The organism is Pseudoalteromonas sp. KG3 (assembly GCF_030436385.1).
GTDB lineage: Bacteria > Pseudomonadota > Gammaproteobacteria > Enterobacterales > Alteromonadaceae > Pseudoalteromonas > Pseudoalteromonas prydzensis.
Genome location: NZ_CP098524.1, coordinates 520,712 through 537,930, shown reverse-complemented (window position 1 = coordinate 537,930; position 17,219 = coordinate 520,712). Strand labels below are relative to the sequence as shown.

Sequence of the window (17,219 nt, the reverse complement as noted above, 5' to 3'; positions counted from 1 at the left end):
GTAAATATATAATTACAATAAATTAACAAATAACATGAATTAGGTATTTTTAATCACACTTAGCAAATTGTCATCGCATTCGTGTTTTATTAAGCATCTCAAAACTTGAAATTATAAAAGCAAAGCATATAATAAGCATACGTTACTAACTTGCCAATTAACCATGACTCAAGATAATTGCAGCTTTTTACTCGCCGATGTAACACGACTTATGCGGCGTAATTTTACCTAGCAGCTAACAAGTTCACCGCTGACACTCGCCGAAGCAAAAGCACTTAAGTATGTTGCTCGCCAGCAAGGAGTTAGACAAGTTGAGCTTGCAGACAAGTTAGAAATACAACCAATCACTTTAGCGCGACTTATTGACCAACTAGAGAAACTCCACCTTGTTGAGCGCAGAGCTGATCCCAGTGATCGACGTGCGTACTTAATTTATTTAACAAAGCATGCAGATGAACATATCGCTGCAATTGACAATGTTAGCAAACAAGTAATTACAGCAGCCATGAGCGGATTAACTGCCAATCAGTCAGCACAATTTATTGCCTCACTACAGACTATTCGTAATACCCTATTGGCTGAGAAGTAATTTAGGAATTTTTATGTCGGCATATTTACTAACAATTACTGTAAAAATGCCATTAAAACGCACTATTCTCATGGTGTTAATACCTGCACTATGAGCGGTGTGCGACGGTGACATTTCACAGTCTCAGGCGTAAGATATATAAATATGAAAGCACATTATTTTCAATCCATTATTAAGGTCAATCAATGAATGCTTGGTACCTCATTTGTTTTTTATCTGCATTAGCTATTTTTATTGCTTTTGCTAACCAATACATACTCAAGATGCAAACAACCATTGCCATAACAACAGGCTCTGTGGTGATCTCATTATTATTAATTTTAGCGGTTAAATTACAAGGGGATTCGACCGCTCTTGAGATAACCAAAATCGTCTCAAGCATTGATTTTAATCAATTATTACTCAAAGGGATGTTAGGCTTTTTGCTGTTTGCGGGAGCACTTGAAATCAACCTTGCCGCGCTTAAAAAGCAGCGCTGGGAAATAACCGCCTTAGTATTGTTTTCAACTCTGGTCTCCACATTTATTATCGGTTACTTAAGCTTTTACTTATTTGCACTACTGGGCTGGTCAGTGCCTTTTATTTATTGTTTATTATTTGGTGCATTAATTAGCCCTACTGATCCTATTGCTGTACTTGCCATCATCAAACAAATGCGCGCACCTGAGGGAATTTCGGTTCAGGTAGAAGGTGAGTCGTTATTTAATGACGGTATTGGCTTAGTGATCTTCACCACTATTTTTGCAGTGGCATTTTACGGTACTGAAGCAACTGTAGCTGATATTGGCGAGTTGTTTTTAGTTGATGCCATTGGTGGCATTGTATTTGGTTTAGTAATAGCCTTAATTGGTCATTTCTTAATAATTAATAGTCGTGATGTGAATATTCGTTTATTGCTGACGTTAACCATTCCAACCGCGGGATTTGCTGCAGCCAATATTTGGGAGATATCAGGCGCACTGGCAATGGTCACCAGTGGTATATTACTTGGTAATATTACCCGTAGTAAAGCAACAGAGAGAACGGGGCCTGAGGATACACGCTATGTAAAAGATTTTTGGCATGCCACAGATAGCTTTTTAAATGCGCTGTTATTTTTGATCATCGGTATGCTGATTGTCACTATGCCTATCAGCCTAGCTGAAATCGGCTTAGGTCTACTGATGGTGCCAGTGGTGTTATTTGCTCGTTTTATCAGTGTTGGCGCGCCATTTGTATTGTTTAAGAAATTTCGAAAATACGACAAACACACAGTGAAAATCTTAACTTGGGGTGGGCTGCGTGGTGGCCTTGCGCTGGCAATGGCGGCTGCAATCCCTCGCGATGAAGTATTTATAGGTGGCTCTGACTTACATAATCTCATTGTAATTGTTACTTATGTGGTGGTGATATTTTCCATCATTGTACAAGGCCTTACTATTTCGCCACTCATCCATAGCAGTATTAACTCCGCTAAATAATTGCTTGGGCTAAAAAGGTTAACTTGCCTTTTTAGCCGCTTTATTTTTGTACATATCTGCATCTGCTATTTGCAACAACGCTTCGAGCTCTAACGGGTGTTGAGGGTTAAATTCGGCTATACCAAACGAAAAACTAAATGTTGCTAAGTTAGGTAGCGACTGACTCAGTTTACTGGCACTTTCTTCTATGCGCGATATAAGAAGCTGGCATTCACGCAATGTCGCCTGTGTTAACATCAGTACAAACTCATCACCACCAAAACGACCAAATAGATCTGATTTACGACATGAAGAACTTATTACACTGGCAAATAAATTCAGCACTCGATCACCTTCAGCATGCCCATATTTATCGTTGATTGGCTTAAATGAGTCTAGATCAATAAAAATTACGATGGCGTTTAATTGCTGTCGATTACATAGATCTAAATAACGTTCAGCCATTAAAGTAAAGCCACGGCGGTTAGGGATATTTGTTAACTCATCACGAGTTGCTAACTGCTGAATTGATATCTCACGCTGCGTTATCAACGCGAGATCTTTTAATGCCTGAGTATCATCAAAGGAGAATTCACGTGGCTTTATATCAATAATGCACAGCGTACCAATACACAGCCCATTCGATAATTTAATTGGGTATCCTGCATAAAATCGTATGTTTGGTGCATTTAAAACCAATGGGTTGTCTGCAAAACGAGGATCATTGCATGCATCACCAATAACTAGCGGATCATCATCTAATATAGCGTGACCACAAAAAGAAATATCGCGAGGAGTCTCTTTAACATCCAGCCCAATGCATGATTTAAACCACTGTCTATCCTCATCAATTAGGCTGATCAACGCGATTGGTACATCAAATAAATATTTAGCTAGACGTGTGACTCGATCTAGTGACTCTTCACTTTGCGTGTCTAATATATTGAGCGCTCTTAATGCGGCAAGCCTCACGTCTTCATTGTCAGGGAATAACGGCTTATCCATTAAGTACCTCAACGTACATATTTATTAGTTTTTTGTGTATATCTAATATAGCAGATTTAATAAATACTATTAATGTATTGAGTTTTTTAGGCCCATGTATCAAGGTGCTTTTCGCCATCTTCATCTTCTGATATGGCTGGTTTATCAGGTTGAGTTGCGGTATCGGGCAACAATCCTTTCTGAAGAAACTCACGTTTTCTGCGCTTTTCGCGTTCAATTCGCGACGTGTTCGAATCTTTTAGGCCCGCGATGTAAAACGCGCCTTTAGACTCGAGCTGCAGACGTGTGATCTGCCCTAAATACGGGATCATCATATCCATAAGTACCTCCTATTAATACTCTTAGTATCGGCGGTTATAGCTTATTCTTTAATTTATGCAAAAAAAACTTGCCAGTACTCATTAAAATATGTTTTTCTATATGTGAAATTTACTTAAACATATTACACACTTTTGTTTACATACAACAATGACTAAACGAAAGTTACTTAGGAAATAGTATTATGCGTTTAAACCTGACAACAGTACATCATCACCACCATTCACCGGAATAACCTGTCAGGTCTTTCGCTGAGAGGTTATTCCTAAAAGGAACCTCTGGCGAATCAAAATATAAAGATTCATTTTCGCCCTGAGGTTCCCTCGGGGTTTTTAGTTTTTAAATTAAAGGAAAATGAATAATGAGTAACAGCAACCGTCTACGTATCGCCATCCAAAAAGGTGGCCGCCTTTCTAAAGATTGCCAAGACTTACTTAAACAATTAGGTGTTAAACTTAATTTACGTGAGCAACGTTTAATCGCCCACTCAACTAATATGCCAATTGATGTATTACGTGTGCGCGATGACGATATTCCGGGCCTTGTAATGGACGGCGTGTGTGATTTAGGCATAGTAGGTGAAAACGTACTTGTTGAAGTACAAGCTGAGCGTCAGCGTCAAGGCGTACCAAGTGAAGTCACTAAATTATCTAAACTTGATTTTGGTTACTGCCGCTTAGCCCTTGCATGGCCACAAGAACTCGGTAAGCAAGATAAGAGTTGGTTTGAAGGCAAACGTATTGCCACCACCTACCCTGAAATATTAACTCAATATTTAAAACGTGAAGGCATTAACGCCAGTACTGTTATGCTTACTGGCTCTGTTGAAGTAGCTCCTCGTGCAGGCCTAGCTGATGCAATATGTGATCTAGTCTCTACCGGTGCCACACTTGAAGCGAACGGCCTAATGCAAGGCGATACTATCTTAGAATCAAACGCCTGCCTTATCCAAAACAAAGACCTACAAGATGCGGATAAACTAGCGCTTATCAACAAACTTATGCCACGCTTACGCGGTGTGAGACAAGCCAAAGAAAGCAAATACATCATGCTTCACGCGCCAAAAGATAAACTGGATGAAATTTGCGATATTTTACCAGGCTCTGGCCAACCAACGGTATTAGCCCTAGCAGGCTCTGATGAATACGTTGCACTGCACATGGTGAGCAGCGAAACCTTATTCTGGGAAACGATGGAGCAATTAAAAGCGCTAGGCGCAAACTCTATCTTAGTTATGCCAATTGAAAAAATGATGGAGTAACTCAATGCTGCGCTGGAATGAGGTATCCGCAGATGCACAAAGTGCGGCGCTTATGCGCCCTGCTGTCAGTGCAAGTGCTGAAGTTGAAGACATTTGCCAAACGATTATGGCGAATGTAAAAGAGCAAGGCGATGGTGCCCTACTCGATATGGCGAAGCAATTTGATAACCGTGAAAAGCCACGGTTATTAGTGCCACAAGACGAGATAAATAATGCTGTGCAACAGCTAAGTCCTGAGCTTAAATATGCGATTGATACGGCTTATGCCAATGTGAAACGTTTTCACCAAGCACAACTACCTAAAGATATTAAGTTGACCACTCAACCTGGCGTGTTGTGTGAACTAAAATATCAAGCTATCGAAGCGGTTGGCATTTACGTACCTGGTGGTAGTGCACCTTTACCTTCGTCGGTGATTATGCAAGGTGTGCTTGCACAGTTAAGCGGCGCAAGTACTGTAGTGTTAGCAACACCAGTACAAGGCGACTTACCAATCAATCCAGCAATTTTATATGCGGCTAAATTATGCGGTATCAAAACAATCGTCGAAAGTGGCGGCGCCGGTGCAATCGCCGCAATGGCCTATGGTACAGACTCTGTGCCTAAGGTGAATAAGATCTTTGGTCCAGGTAACAGCTTTGTGACTATGGCTAAACAACTTGTTGCACAAACAATTCCTGGTATGGCAATAGATATGCCAGCGGGCCCTTCTGAGGTATTGGTGATTGCTGATGAGCGTGCTAACCCTGAATTTATTGCCGCAGATTTATTATCTCAAGCAGAGCACGGTGCAGACTCACAAGTTATTTTACTGAGTAACAGTGAATTGACTATCACCCGAACTGAACAAGCTATTGAGCGTCAGCTAGCCAAACTATCACGACAAGATATTGCAGCAAAAGCATTGGCTAATTCATCGCTTATTTTGGTTGATTCAATCGAGCAAGCATTTGATGTATCAGCGCAATATGGCCCTGAACACTTAATTTTGCAATTAGCGGACGCGAACCCGTATTTAGCTAAAGTAAAAAATGCCGGCTCTGTCTTTGTGGGTGACTACACGCCAGAGTCCGCAGGTGATTACGCCTCGGGTACGAATCACGTGTTACCGACATATGGTTACAGTGCCACGTACTCAAGTTTAAATTTACTGGATTTTTTCCGTACTTATACCGTACAAACAATCACCCAAAATGGGTTAAGAAACTTATCAAAAGCAATATTACCTCTGGCTGATGCAGAAGGACTTGATGCCCACGCAAATGCTGTAAAGGTACGTTTAGAGGCCATGAATAGAGGTAATGAACAATGAGTAATAACCCCTTATTACCAGCCAATATTGATGCATTAGCAGCATATAGCTCAGCAAAAAGTGAAAAACTTACCGGCACAACATGGCTAAATGCCAACGAAAGTCCGTATGTAAAAAGCGTTAATATCAGTATTGAAGATTTAAACCGCTACCCAGATCCGCAGCCTGCAACTGTGATAAACAGTTATGCAACTTACGCGCAATTAACACCTGAGCACGTATTGATGACCCGCGGTGCAGATGAAGGTATTGAACTACTGGTTCGCACCTATTGCCAGCCAGGGCAAGATTCAGTTGCGTTATTCTTACCAACTTATGGTATGTATAAAGTAACGGCAGATACTCACAATGTAGCGATTAACGGTTTAAGCCAAGCGCTGCTGTTAGATGGCTCAGTTGATGAAATAATCACAGCTGTTGGTAATAGTAAATTAGTGTTTATTTGCAACCCCAATAACCCAACTGGCAGTTTAACATCGCTTGATAAAATCAAAGCCATTGCCACAGCCTTAACTGATAAAGCCTTGGTGATTGTTGATGAAGCATATATTGAGTTTTGCCCTGAGCAAAGCGCAAGCAGCCTTATTAATGAATTTGCCAACCTAGTTGTGCTGCGTACACTTTCAAAAGCGTTTGCGTTAGCAGGCCTTCGTACTGGCTTTACCCTAGCCCAAGCGTCGGTACTTGCGCCAATACGTAAAGTGATCGCGCCGTATCCAGTGTCAACTGTGGTCGCGAGTATTGCTGCAAGCGCTCTAAGCCCAGATGCAATTACCTCAATGCGTCGCCAAGTCACCATTTTAAACGCCCTAAAAGTTAAGCTTAAGCAATGGTTAGCAGCGTCTCCTGCGGTTTTACACGTGCTCAGTGGTGAAGGTAACTTTGTCACACTTAAGCTTGCCGATAAAAACAGCTTTCACGTTGCACTTGAGCAAGGTTTAGTGATGCGTGCATTTACTTTATACGGTGAAAACGATTGGTTACGCATTTCAATTGGTAATGAACAAGAATTAGAACAAGTAAAAATTTGGTTAGATGGCTTAAGCCAATCTACCACGCAAAAAGAGCAGGAAGTATCATGAGTAACCCGTATTTATTTATCGACCGTGACGGTACGATTATCGAAGAGCCAATCACAGACAAACAAGTAGACAGCTTAGAAAAGCTGGCGTTTTTGCCCAATGTGATCCCTGCACTATTACAATTACAAGCTGCGGGTTATCGTTTAGTGATGGTATCAAACCAAGATGGTTTAGGCACAGACAGCTTTCCAACCGCTGACTTTGATATCGCTCAAGATAAAATGATGGATATTTTATCAAGCCAAGGGATTAAGTTTGACGACGTGTTAATTTGCCCTCACTTTGATGAGCAAAACTGTGATTGCCGTAAACCGAAAACCGGCCTACTCACCGAGCTTATGCGCTCTGGTAAAGTTGATTTAGGTCGCTCTTTTGTGATTGGCGACCGCCAAACGGATATTGGTCTTGCGCAAAACTTATGTTGCGAAGGCATTTTGTATGACGGTGACTGGAACGCGATTGTCACCAAACTCACCACTGCAGATCGCCAAGGCCGTGTTACCCGCAATACCAAAGAAACGCAAATTGATGTCAAACTCAATTTAGACCAAAGTAAAAATGGTGAGATAAGCACTGGCCTTGGCTTTTTTGATCACATGCTCGATCAAATTCGTACTCACGCCAACATCGGCCTAGATATTCAAGCTAAAGGTGATTTACACATTGATGAGCACCACTTAGTTGAAGACATTGGTATTGCGCTGGGCCTTGCATTAAAAGAAGCACTAGGTACTAAATCGCAAATTGCTCGTTATGGTTTTGCGCTACCAATGGATGAATGCAAAGCGGAAGCGCAAATCGATTTATCAGGGCGTGCTTCGTTTGTACTAAACGCCAACTTTAGCCGTGAAAAAGCCGGTGATCTAGATGTGCAAATGGTTGAGCACTTTTTCAAAAGTTTAAGCGACAATGCTGCAATTAGTTTAATATTGTCTGTGAGCAACGGTAACTGTCATCACCAAGTTGAAGGTTTGTTTAAAGCGTTTTCTCGCGCGCTACGTATGGCCATTGCGGCTGATGCTAGCCAACAAACAGCCAGCTCTAAGGGGTGTTTATGATTGCCATTATTAATACCGGTTGTGCCAATATCAACTCAGTGCGCTTTGCATTTGAGCGTTTAGGCCAAACGCCAGAGGTGATCACTTCACCTGAGCAGCTTAAAAGCTTTGAACGCGCCATTTTACCGGGCGTAGGCCACGCCTCTGTTGCCATGAAACGCTTGGTAGAAGGCGGTTGGCAACAGGCAATCAATGAATACCAACGCCCGCTGATGGGGATTTGTTTAGGTATGCAGCTTTTATGCGACAGCACTGAAGAAGGTAATGTACAGTGCTTAGGTAAAATCCCAGGACAAGTTAAAGCGCTGGATGTTGGCAATTTAACCTCGCCGCACATGGGCTGGAATAACCTGAACGTTAACCGTGCGCATGCGCTCACTAAAGGCCTTGATGTCAATGACCAAGTGTATTTTGTGCATAGCTTTGCTCATACCGTAAATGATGCCACCCTTGTGAGTGGCGAATACGGGCAAACCTTTTCAGCAATTGTTGCCAACGACAACTACGCAGGTATGCAATTTCACCCGGAGCGTAGTGCTAAAGTCGGCACACGGTTATTACAAAACTTTTTAGACTGGCAAGTTTAATCAACTATTAATAAAGAGAATTTAACGTGATTATTCCAGCATTAGATGTATTACAAAATCAAATCGTACGTTTATACCAAGGTAAGTACGACACAGCGCAGTTTTATCCCTTTGAACTTGGTGCACGATTACAAGAGTATGCACAAAGCGGCGCAGGTAAATTGCACTTGGTTGATTTAGAAGGTGCCCGCGATCCAAGCAAAAAGCAATGGCAACACATTCAAGCGGCCACCAAAGCACTTAATGTACCCTATCAAGTCGGTGGCGGTATTCGTACTGAACAAGACGTAAACGACTGGCTAAAAGCCGGTGCTAATCAAGTAGTAATTGGCTCTATGGCAGTTGAAAAACGCGATGAAGTAAAAAGCTGGATTGAAAAATTCGGTGCCAAGCACTTTGTAATCGCCCTAGATGTTAATAAAACCACAAGCGGCTGGGCCCCTGCTACCCACGGTTGGTTAAGTGAGTCTGAGTTTGGCTTATTTGAATTAGTCGATTTTTATGTGGCATTGGGCGTGATTGATTTTCTATGTACGGACATCAGTAAAGATGGCACCATGACCGGCCCCTCTTTCGCTCTGTACCAAGATTTAGCGAATCATAATGGCGACATTAAAGTGCAAGCATCTGGTGGCGTAAGCTCACTTGATGACATTAAAAAGCTTAAAGAGCTGGGCGTTGGCGGCGTTATTTTAGGTAAGTCACTGCTTGATGGCGCATTTAATGTTGAGGAGGCGTTAGCATGTTATCAAAACGTATAATCCCATGCTTAGATGTCAAAGACGGCCAAGTAGTGAAAGGCGTAAAATTTAAAGGTCACGAAATCGTTGGTGATATTTTAACGCTTGCGCAAGCTTACAGTGAAGCTGGCGCAGACGAATTGGTTTTTTATGAAATTAGCGCAAGCGTTGAAAAACGCCTACTCGATGTAAATTGGGTTGAGAGCATTGCCCGTCATATTGATATTCCATTTTGTGTTGCCGGTGGAATTAAATCAGTTGCTGATGCAGCGCGCGTACTTGAGCGTGGTGCGGATAAAATCAGTATTAACAGCCCTGCGATTGCGCGTCCTGAGCTTATTAAAGAGCTACATGATGAGTTTGGTAAGCAATGTGTAGTGGTCGGTATTGATAGCTTTTATGATGAAACAACTGGTGAATACCTAGTTTATCAGCTTACTGGCGATCCGAATGCATCAAGCCGCACCCGTTATAAAACCGAAGAGTGGGTAAAGCGAGTGCAAGACTTAGGTGCAGGAGAAATCGTACTCAACTGCATGAACCAAGATGGTGTGCGTAATGGTTACGATAACCAACAGCTATCTAAAATGCGTGCTTTGTGTGATATTCCCCTTATTGCCTCAGGTGGTGCTGGCACCATGCAAGATTTTGTCGATGTTTTTAAACAAAGCCACGTTGATGGTGCACTCGCAGCCAGCGTATTTCATAAAAATGTGATCAACATTGGCGAATTAAAACAATATTTAACCGATAACCAAGTGGCGGCGCGACTATGCAACTAACCAAACAAAACCTGACCCAAGTTGATTTTGCAAAAAGCGAATTGATCCCAGCTATCGTGCAAGATGCCCGAACCGGCGTTATTTTAATGCAAGGTTTTATGAACCAAGAATCACTTGAAGTCACCTTCGAAAAGCAAAAAGTGACCTTTTACTCCCGTTCAAAAAATCGTTTATGGACCAAAGGTGAAACCTCTGAGAATTACTTAGAAGTGGTGTCAGTACATACAGATTGTGACTATGACTCAATTTTAGTGCTTGCCAATCCACTTGGGCCAACGTGTCACTTGGGCACACAAAGTTGCTTTGGTGATGCTGCAAAACCTGCCTTAAGCTTCTTAGCCCAACTTGAACAGGTGATTATTGAACGTAAAAACGACGATCCAGAACAAAGCTACACTGCTTCTTTGTTTGCGAAAGACTTAAGCCGTAGCTGTCAAAAAGTCGGTGAAGAAGGTGTTGAGGTTGCCCTAGCTGCGATGAAACACGATAACGAAGAGTTGACTAATGAATCTGCTGATTTGCTATATCACCTAATCGTGTTACTACAGCGCCAAGGCTTAGAATTAAAAGACGTGGTTGCGTGTCTGCAAGGTCGTCATAAATAATATTTTGCGCGGCCCTGGTGCCGCGCTAAGTATTTTTTAGCTACTAAATTGTAGCTCAAGCTTTATCATCTAATGCTGCAAGTACATCACGGGTAAAATCATGTTCACTAAACCCTTGTTGGCCAGCAAGATCGTAACCTCGCCTAACTAACCTGAGATCTGGTTAAGCCAACATTAGATTATTACTCTCTAAAATTTCAAGTTCTTGCGATGTTAAATCTAATGACGGCTTTTCCTCTTTTAGGCAATAGGCAATTAATCCACCAAGTAAATTTAGCATAAAGCCATGCATACTGCGGTGTCTAGAGTGTTCAATGTAAGAAATGTTTTTCAATTGATCATTCACCGTTTCGATTATAAATCGTTTTTTCAATAAAGCCCTGTCCCACAATGAAATAAATTTTTTCTTCATATTCTTTCGAACCGTCGTGATTAACTCGACACCTTTTTCTAGTAACTCACCAGAGAGCGCTTTGCTGATATAACCTTTGTCGCCATAGAGTTTTCCGAAGATAGAGTCCGCCATATCAGAAACAGGCTCTCGATCATCCACATTGCCCGTTGTGAGCTTTAGCGCCACAATCTCACCTAAATGATTAATTATTAAGTGTAGTTTGAATCCATATGACCAACCCATAGTGCCTTTTCCATGATGAGCAACGCCTTCAAACACTTTATTTCTTTTAGCTCTGATGATGTGACACACTTCTATTTTAGTGGAGTCAACAAATTGTATACCTGTGGGCTTGCCAAGTTTTGATGTGAGGTAACTGCACATCGGAACCACCACACTAGGCATAAGCGCGAGAAACCTTGTGTAACTCAGCAACTCTGGAAAATAGGCTTTAAGTTGACGGCAAACATAGTGAAGATAGTAGTTTTTGAAATCTCTGTAATGTGACTGGTGAAAATGGATGATAATAGTCATCACCTCTGACGGAGATAAGCGGCATGCTCTTCGACGTTTAATTTCACCATTTTCGAGCAATATACGCTGCCAGCTTGGGAAAAATAACGTTGAAAAATCATCGACATCACAGTACGTTTCAACTAACTTGTTCATGCTCGTTCCTTTTTGTTCTAATCACTCTTGGTCGAATGATCGGATCATGGAACGAGCATTTAGTTCCTTTAAATTAGTAATTTCTTATCCGAAGCTCAGGTTAATTACTAAATTTTCGTCGACAATAATTTTAGCTTTATTAGATTCAGTAAATAAGGTGCGATAAAGCTCGTTTTTATCTTTAAGGAAGCTATTAGCATTTAACATGGTTTTGTTTAAACGTTTGGCAGCAACAATTGTTCGCGCAGTGGCAAGTGGGATACAAATATTAAAAAATAAAAATATCAGGGCTGTAATATATAAGTCAGCTTCTGGTAATTGGCTTGCTATTTCTGAATAGCCGGATAAATCAACATTATTAATAATCATGTAAAAAGGTATGATGTTTAAAATACCGTAGGCCAAAGCCGTTCTGTAACCGAGTAGCATAAGAGCAATGATGGGACATGAATACATAAACATAGAAGCCACCTTGGCAAGCTCTAAGTCAGTTAAAAATAAATTCATTGATAAACTACCGGCAACGATAGTTAATAGAAGTGCATTTGCACTAAATATGTAAAATCGCTTACTTGCTAATAAAAGACTAAAAGCAATGGTGAAAAAACTAATAGTAATAACTGCAATGTAAATTAGGTTAAATTCAATTGCGCGGGTGTATGTATAACAAACGACCAAAAAACAGAGCAAAGTAACGAGAGTTAAAATTATCCGCAGTGCACTCACCCGCCAGTGTGCGACTTCATCATGGGCAGTATGATGATCGTTAAGTAAGAAGTACTTATTGAGAAAGTGCATAATAAAAATCAGTTAAGACATATCGCCTCATTAAACATTGATAAGTTGTTAAGATCAATTAAATAAGCTCAAATATCAATCCAATTGAAGTAGCTTATAAAATAAACCTGATACAAAAAGCTAAACAATATGCCCGCTTTCAACTATAGGCGTAACCCAATATTTTAACGGCGTGTACTTACAAACAGGGCTTAACGCCGTTTTTACTATGGCAAGTTCAGGTAATAATATATGCACCTCAAACTGATAAAAGCTGCGATGACCTTCTACTTGCTCGGCAATATCAAATTCACTGTGCTCCTTGCTGTAGCCTTCAATGTTTTTTAAGTTAAAGCCGGTAATGCAGTCTATGCCAATTAATATATCAACCACTTCATCTTTTATGTTTGTGGGTACATTTAGGGTAAAAAGTAACTGTTCAGCCATGTTTTTTCTCCAACCAACCATAAAAGATAGGTAATAAATAAAGTGTTGTAATTGTTGAGGTAATTAACCCGCCAATAACCACAATCGCCAATGGCTTTTGAATCTCAGCGCCGGGGCCGGTGGCAAATACCAGTGGCAGTAAACCAAACATGGCGGTTGTGGCTGTCATTAACACTGGGCGAAGGCGTCTGCTTGCACCATCTAAAATGCGCTGCGTTACATTGGCAGAAAACATTTTCATTTGCTCAAAGTAGCTGATCATCACAATACCATTGAGTACCGCTACGCCAAGTAAAGCAACAAAACCAACCGATGCAGGCACCGAGAGGTATTCATTACTAATAAACAGGGCAATCACTCCCCCCATTAACGCAAACGGAATATTAGCAATTATCAGCGTTGATTTAGATAACGATTTAAACGTGGTAAATAAAATAATGAAAATCAGTATTAATGCCACAGGAATAAGCATCAGCAAGTTTTGTGTTGCTCGTTGCTGGCTTTCAAATTCGCCACCAAACGACAAGGTAAAACCACTGGGTAACTTTATGCTGCTATTAATTTTAGCTTCCAGTTCATTTACATAACTAACCACATCGCGGTTATCCACATTAACGCTTACAGAAGCAAAGCGCTTTGCTTTTTCTCGCTCTATTAATAATGGCCCCGTTTTAAAGCTAATATTAGCCACCTCTTCAAGTGGTAGTAGGCTGTTATCGGGCATTAAAATTAGCTTTTGCTTTAATGCGCTCATTGACGATAACTCAAAGTGTGTTGCTCTTTCGTCTTTTTGTGCATTAAACACAATAGGGATCACGCGGTTTCCTTCTTGCAGTGCCGATACCTGTAGGCCTTCTAATTGCGACTTTAAATAATCGCTTAATCCTTCGGTGGTTAAACCAAACTGACTAGCAACCTCAGGAATAAGTTTAATATTTACATATTTCCCCCCTTCAATAAGCGCCATTTGCACATCACTTGCGCCGTCAATATTAGTGGCAAGTGCAGTGATTTTTTCAGCTAATGAGGCAAGTGTCGCAATGTCATTACCGAATACTTTAATCGAAATATCACCGGTGCCACCGGTGAGCATTTCTGATACCCGCATTTGTATTGGCTGAGTAAAGCCAATATTTACTCCTGGAAATTGCGCAAGTGTTTGTCGAATATCCTCGATTAGCAGCACTTTGGAGTCAAAACGCCACTTATCTTTTGGCGCTAATTCCATAAATACATCGGTTTCGTTTAACCCCATAGGATCAAGCCCGAGTTCATCGGAGCCGGTACGGGCAACAATTTGTACGATTTCTGGGGTGTTTTTTAACAGTGTATCTTCAATTTGTTTATCGATATCCAGCGAGGCTTGCAAGGAAATACTCGGCGATTTTTCCAGTTGTACAATAATGTCGCCTTCATCTAAAACGGGCATAAAACTTTTACCAAGCCCCTGAAATAACACCCCACTGAGCACTAAAACAGCAACCGATATAACACTTATTGCCACCGGCTTTTTAATTGCTTGGGCAAGTGTTTTAGTATAAAAACCTTGTAGTAGCGTGACCATTTTAGGCTGGGTTACAGGTTCATTTTTTAATAACAATGAGGCTAAAATTGGAATAACCGTTAACGACAACAACAGCGCACTTAGCATGGCAAACACGATAGTGAGCGCCACTGGGGTAAATAACTTGCCTTCTAACCCTGTTAACATTAATAGCGGTGAAAACACGATAATAATAATAATTGTGCCTGAGAACACTGGCGCCGCGACTTCTTTACAGGCGCGATAAATAACATGCAGCCGAGGGAGGTGCTGATTGTTAGCCAGCCGATTCACTATGTTTTCAATAATAACTACCGATGAGTCCACCAGCATACCAATGGCAATCACTAAGCCACCTAAACTCATTAAATTAGCAGATAAATCAAACTGTTTCATCATTATAAATGTCAGCAATGCCGACATAGGTAAAGACAAAGACACCACCAATGAAGAGCGAATATCACCTAAAAACAAGGCAAGTAGCACTATCACTAAAATAATCGCTTGACCTAATGCGCTGGTAATGGTGCTAATTGCGGTATTTATTAAGTTAGAGCGGTCGTAAAACACATTAATTTTTGTACCTTGCGGTAATGACGCTTCAATGGTGCGAAGTTTATCTTTTACATCTGCAACAACTTGCGCTGTATTACTATTTTTAAGCGCAATTATAAGCCCTTGTACCGCCTCTTCACTGTTTTTAGTGACTGCGCCATAACGGGTTAAACTGCCAACATGTACCGTGGCAATATCACTTAACCGAATAACCTTATTTTGAGTGGACTTAATCACGGTATTTTCAATAGCGGTTATATCGGTGTATTTGCCCTCAGTGCGCAAAATTAAGGTGTCGTTGCCTTTTTCTAAGCGCCCTATGCCACCGTTTTGATTCGTTTGCGTGATTGCTAACTTCATTTCATCAAAGCTGACTTGATGCTGTTGCATCAATAAAGTATTGGGAAGTATTTCATAGGTTTTTGAAAAGCCGCCAAGGCTATTTACATCTGCAACACCGGTTACAGTGCGCAGTAATGGACGAATTTGCCAATCTAAAAGCTCTCTTTTTTCAATCAGCGATAAGTGAGTACTTTCTATAGTAAACATGAACACCTCGCTCAAAGGCGTGCTCATTGGCGCCATGCCGCCACTAATATTACTGGGCAAGGTGGGCAAAATATTTAATAAACGCTCATTCACTTGCTGACGCGCCCAATAAATGTCGGTGCCCTCTTCAAAGTCAATGGTAATATCGGTAATAGAATACTTAGTGGTAGAGCGCAGCATTTGCTGTGACGGAATACCCAGTAATTCGGTTTCAATCACCCGTGTTACTTGCGATTCTATTTCAAGGGCGTTCATGCCGGGTAATTTGTAAACTATTTTAACTTGGGTGGGCGATATTTCTGGAAAAGCATCCACCGGAATACTTAACCAAGATTTAGCACCAATGGCCATAGCAACAATAACAAAAATACTAACAAACAAACGCTGAGTAAGTGAAAACTTAATAAGCTGGTTTAACATTTACTCTCTCCCTAAGTGAAGCAACATACCCTGTAGCGCACTTACCGAGCTTATTAGTACCTGCTGATTATCTAGGTTTTTGTTAGCAGTAAATACATAGTCTTTGCCTTGTGTACCCTTGAGCTCAATCGGCAGTAACTCAAGCTTATCGCCAGACTTTAAAGCAATGTAATTAACATCTTCAAATTCAAACACCGCTGACTTTGCTATTTTAAAGCCCGTTAATTTATTTACCGGTGTGACTTTGATAGTTTGCCCCAGTCTAAGCTGGCACTCATTTGAGCTTGGCGACGCCCACACTATTTGATGGTATTTATCTGCAATACTGTCATAGCTCTCAATATTTAAGCTGCAACTTTCTGACAGCTTGAAATGCGCTAACGTGTTGGAAAAACTAAGAGGGACTTTAATCTTAACGCGAATACTACTTGCATCGATAATATCAAACGCGGTGTCACCCATCACACGGTTTCCCGACTCATTAGTGAGTTTTAAAATGCCCGTTTTTGGACTCACTAAGGTCACGTTTTCATTATCATCAATGTTTAAAAATGCCATTTGATGTTGCATATGTTCAAAATTTAGCTTGGCTTCAAAATAGCTTTTTGTGATTTCAACCCATTCAGAACTTCTTATTATTTTGTTTTTTAAGTGTTGTTGGTTTATGTCGTAATGGCTTTTAGCAATAGCGAGCATGTCTTTTGCTGATTGATAGGCATCTAAAAAATGGTGTACATCACTGCCCTCAACGCTTGCAATAGTGGCGCCCTTTTCAACCATGCTGCCGTTAGGGTATAAGTAACGAACCTGCTGTACATCAAACGCAAACAGCACCGTATAATTGACCCCAGGTTTGAAATTAACTTCACCAATTAAACTTTGCCTGTTAATAAACTCTGTTTTTTGAATCGGCGCAAATTCAACATCAAAACCACTGAGTGAAGAAAGCCCTACAGGTGCTAAATTTTGCGAAGCAAACACAGGATTAAATGTTAATAAAGTCACCGTAAAGAAGAAAAATAACGTATATTGAATACGCAAAAAATGACGCATTTTTTTTGTAAAATTTAACAGCATTTAGTTTGTT

General features: G+C 40.8%; 17 protein-coding genes. 10 read left to right on the top strand and 7 right to left on the bottom strand.

The features are described 5' to 3' along the window. Positions 1-250 precede the first annotated feature (250 nt). Together NDQ71_RS20920 and NDQ71_RS20915 are read left to right on the top strand one after the other, a co-directional pair. A complete protein-coding gene (locus tag NDQ71_RS20920; protein WP_301563100.1) occupies positions 251-589 on the top strand; it encodes a MarR family winged helix-turn-helix transcriptional regulator in 339 nt (112 codons plus the stop codon). A gap of 185 nt (positions 590-774) precedes the next feature. Then, a complete protein-coding gene (locus NDQ71_RS20915; RefSeq protein ID WP_301563086.1) occupies positions 775-2,049 on the top strand; it encodes a sodium:proton antiporter in 1,275 nt (424 codons plus the stop codon). An 18-nt stretch (positions 2,050-2,067) separates the two neighbouring features. Here NDQ71_RS20915 and NDQ71_RS20910 read toward each other — a convergent pair whose 3' ends face one another. Both NDQ71_RS20910 and NDQ71_RS20905 read right to left on the bottom strand, forming a co-directional pair. Next, positions 2,068-3,033 carry a diguanylate cyclase gene (locus NDQ71_RS20910; RefSeq protein ID WP_301563085.1) on the bottom strand — a complete coding sequence of 322 codons (966 nt, stop codon included), beginning with the start codon at positions 3,031-3,033 and terminating at the stop codon, positions 2,068-2,070. An 86-nt stretch (positions 3,034-3,119) separates the two neighbouring features. Then, a complete protein-coding gene (locus NDQ71_RS20905) occupies positions 3,120-3,353 on the bottom strand; it encodes a hypothetical protein (protein ID WP_064664960.1) in 234 nt (77 codons plus the stop codon). 359 nt (positions 3,354-3,712) lie between these two features. Between NDQ71_RS20905 and hisG the strand changes: the two genes are divergently transcribed. Genes hisG through hisIE form a run of 8 tightly spaced genes read left to right on the top strand, consistent with a single transcriptional unit; the run spans position 3,713 to position 10,778 of the window. Continuing rightward, the gene (gene hisG / locus NDQ71_RS20900; RefSeq protein WP_064664961.1) at positions 3,713-4,612 is read left to right on the top strand and encodes an ATP phosphoribosyltransferase; all 900 of its coding nucleotides are present in this window, start codon (positions 3,713-3,715) and stop codon (positions 4,610-4,612) included. A 4-nt stretch (positions 4,613-4,616) separates the two neighbouring features. Next, positions 4,617-5,924 (top strand): histidinol dehydrogenase, encoded by a 1,308-nt coding sequence (gene hisD / locus NDQ71_RS20895; RefSeq protein ID WP_064664962.1) that lies wholly within the window; start codon positions 4,617-4,619, stop codon positions 5,922-5,924. Next, on the top strand, positions 5,921-7,006 hold the full coding sequence (gene hisC, locus NDQ71_RS20890; protein WP_064664963.1) for a histidinol-phosphate transaminase: 1,086 nt from the start codon (positions 5,921-5,923) through the stop codon (positions 7,004-7,006). Before hisD ends, hisC begins: the two co-directional genes overlap by 4 nt. Next, a complete protein-coding gene (hisB, locus tag NDQ71_RS20885) occupies positions 7,003-8,064 on the top strand; it encodes a bifunctional histidinol-phosphatase/imidazoleglycerol-phosphate dehydratase HisB (RefSeq protein WP_192542082.1) in 1,062 nt (353 codons plus the stop codon). The genes hisC and hisB overlap by 4 nt, the downstream gene beginning before the upstream one ends. Further along, complete coding sequence (hisH, locus tag NDQ71_RS20880; RefSeq protein WP_192542083.1) at positions 8,061-8,651, top strand: imidazole glycerol phosphate synthase subunit HisH; 591 nt, start codon at positions 8,061-8,063, stop codon at positions 8,649-8,651. The genes hisB and hisH overlap by 4 nt, the downstream gene beginning before the upstream one ends. Before the next feature lie 26 nt (positions 8,652-8,677). Further along, positions 8,678-9,412: a 1-(5-phosphoribosyl)-5-[(5-phosphoribosylamino)methylideneamino] imidazole-4-carboxamide isomerase gene (locus tag NDQ71_RS20875; protein ID WP_301563084.1), complete on the top strand. Its 735-nt coding sequence runs from the start codon at positions 8,678-8,680 to the stop codon at positions 9,410-9,412. Further along, a complete protein-coding gene (gene hisF, locus NDQ71_RS20870) occupies positions 9,394-10,173 on the top strand; it encodes an imidazole glycerol phosphate synthase subunit HisF (RefSeq protein WP_064664967.1) in 780 nt (259 codons plus the stop codon). Before NDQ71_RS20875 ends, hisF begins: the two co-directional genes overlap by 19 nt. After that, positions 10,164-10,778 (top strand): bifunctional phosphoribosyl-AMP cyclohydrolase/phosphoribosyl-ATP diphosphatase HisIE, encoded by a 615-nt coding sequence (gene hisIE, locus NDQ71_RS20865; protein WP_192542085.1) that lies wholly within the window; start codon positions 10,164-10,166, stop codon positions 10,776-10,778. Before hisF ends, hisIE begins: the two co-directional genes overlap by 10 nt. A 163-nt stretch (positions 10,779-10,941) precedes the next feature. Here hisIE and NDQ71_RS20860 read toward each other — a convergent pair whose 3' ends face one another. The 5 genes from NDQ71_RS20860 to NDQ71_RS20840 all read right to left on the bottom strand — a co-directional run bounded on the left by NDQ71_RS20860 (position 10,942) and on the right by NDQ71_RS20840 (position 17,209). Beyond that, complete coding sequence (locus tag NDQ71_RS20860) at positions 10,942-11,841, bottom strand: IS982 family transposase (protein ID WP_283710313.1); 900 nt, start codon at positions 11,839-11,841, stop codon at positions 10,942-10,944. 84 nt (positions 11,842-11,925) lie between these two features. Then, positions 11,926-12,348: a hypothetical protein gene (locus NDQ71_RS24465; protein ID WP_367318020.1), complete on the bottom strand. Its 423-nt coding sequence runs from the start codon at positions 12,346-12,348 to the stop codon at positions 11,926-11,928. Positions 12,349-12,759: 411 nt separating this feature from the next. Continuing rightward, complete coding sequence (locus tag NDQ71_RS20850) at positions 12,760-13,065, bottom strand: DUF3240 family protein (protein ID WP_214553249.1); 306 nt, start codon at positions 13,063-13,065, stop codon at positions 12,760-12,762. After that, a complete protein-coding gene (locus NDQ71_RS20845) occupies positions 13,058-16,132 on the bottom strand; it encodes an efflux RND transporter permease subunit (RefSeq protein ID WP_301563083.1) in 3,075 nt (1,024 codons plus the stop codon). The genes NDQ71_RS20850 and NDQ71_RS20845 overlap by 8 nt, the downstream gene beginning before the upstream one ends. Then, a complete protein-coding gene (locus tag NDQ71_RS20840; protein ID WP_301563082.1) occupies positions 16,133-17,209 on the bottom strand; it encodes a hypothetical protein in 1,077 nt (358 codons plus the stop codon). Between the last annotated feature and the right edge of the window lie 10 nt (positions 17,210-17,219).

What these genes read in the sequence shown, in the direction of transcription:
- NDQ71_RS20915 (WP_301563086.1), top strand. Translation starts at nt 775, where the DNA reads ATGAATGCTTGGTACCTCATTTGTTTTTTATCTGCATTAGCTATTTTT.
- NDQ71_RS20910 (WP_301563085.1), bottom strand. Translation starts at nt 3,033, where the DNA reads ATGGATAAGCCGTTATTCCCTGACAATGAAGACGTGAGGCTTGCCGCA.
- NDQ71_RS20905 (WP_064664960.1), bottom strand. Translation starts at nt 3,353, where the DNA reads ATGGATATGATGATCCCGTATTTAGGGCAGATCACACGTCTGCAGCTC.
- hisG (WP_064664961.1), top strand. Translation starts at nt 3,713, where the DNA reads ATGAGTAACAGCAACCGTCTACGTATCGCCATCCAAAAAGGTGGCCGC.
- hisD (WP_064664962.1), top strand. Translation starts at nt 4,617, where the DNA reads ATGCTGCGCTGGAATGAGGTATCCGCAGATGCACAAAGTGCGGCGCTT.
- hisC (WP_064664963.1), top strand. Translation starts at nt 5,921, where the DNA reads ATGAGTAATAACCCCTTATTACCAGCCAATATTGATGCATTAGCAGCA.
- hisB (WP_192542082.1), top strand. Translation starts at nt 7,003, where the DNA reads ATGAGTAACCCGTATTTATTTATCGACCGTGACGGTACGATTATCGAA.
- hisH (WP_192542083.1), top strand. Translation starts at nt 8,061, where the DNA reads ATGATTGCCATTATTAATACCGGTTGTGCCAATATCAACTCAGTGCGC.
- hisF (WP_064664967.1), top strand. Translation starts at nt 9,394, where the DNA reads ATGTTATCAAAACGTATAATCCCATGCTTAGATGTCAAAGACGGCCAA.
- hisIE (WP_192542085.1), top strand. Translation starts at nt 10,164, where the DNA reads ATGCAACTAACCAAACAAAACCTGACCCAAGTTGATTTTGCAAAAAGC.
- NDQ71_RS20860 (WP_283710313.1), bottom strand. Translation starts at nt 11,841, where the DNA reads ATGAACAAGTTAGTTGAAACGTACTGTGATGTCGATGATTTTTCAACG.
- NDQ71_RS24465 (WP_367318020.1), bottom strand. Translation starts at nt 12,348, where the DNA reads ATGAATTTATTTTTAACTGACTTAGAGCTTGCCAAGGTGGCTTCTATG.
- NDQ71_RS20850 (WP_214553249.1), bottom strand. Translation starts at nt 13,065, where the DNA reads ATGGCTGAACAGTTACTTTTTACCCTAAATGTACCCACAAACATAAAA.
- NDQ71_RS20845 (WP_301563083.1), bottom strand. Translation starts at nt 16,132, where the DNA reads ATGTTAAACCAGCTTATTAAGTTTTCACTTACTCAGCGTTTGTTTGTT.
- NDQ71_RS20840 (WP_301563082.1), bottom strand. Translation starts at nt 17,209, where the DNA reads ATGCTGTTAAATTTTACAAAAAAAATGCGTCATTTTTTGCGTATTCAA.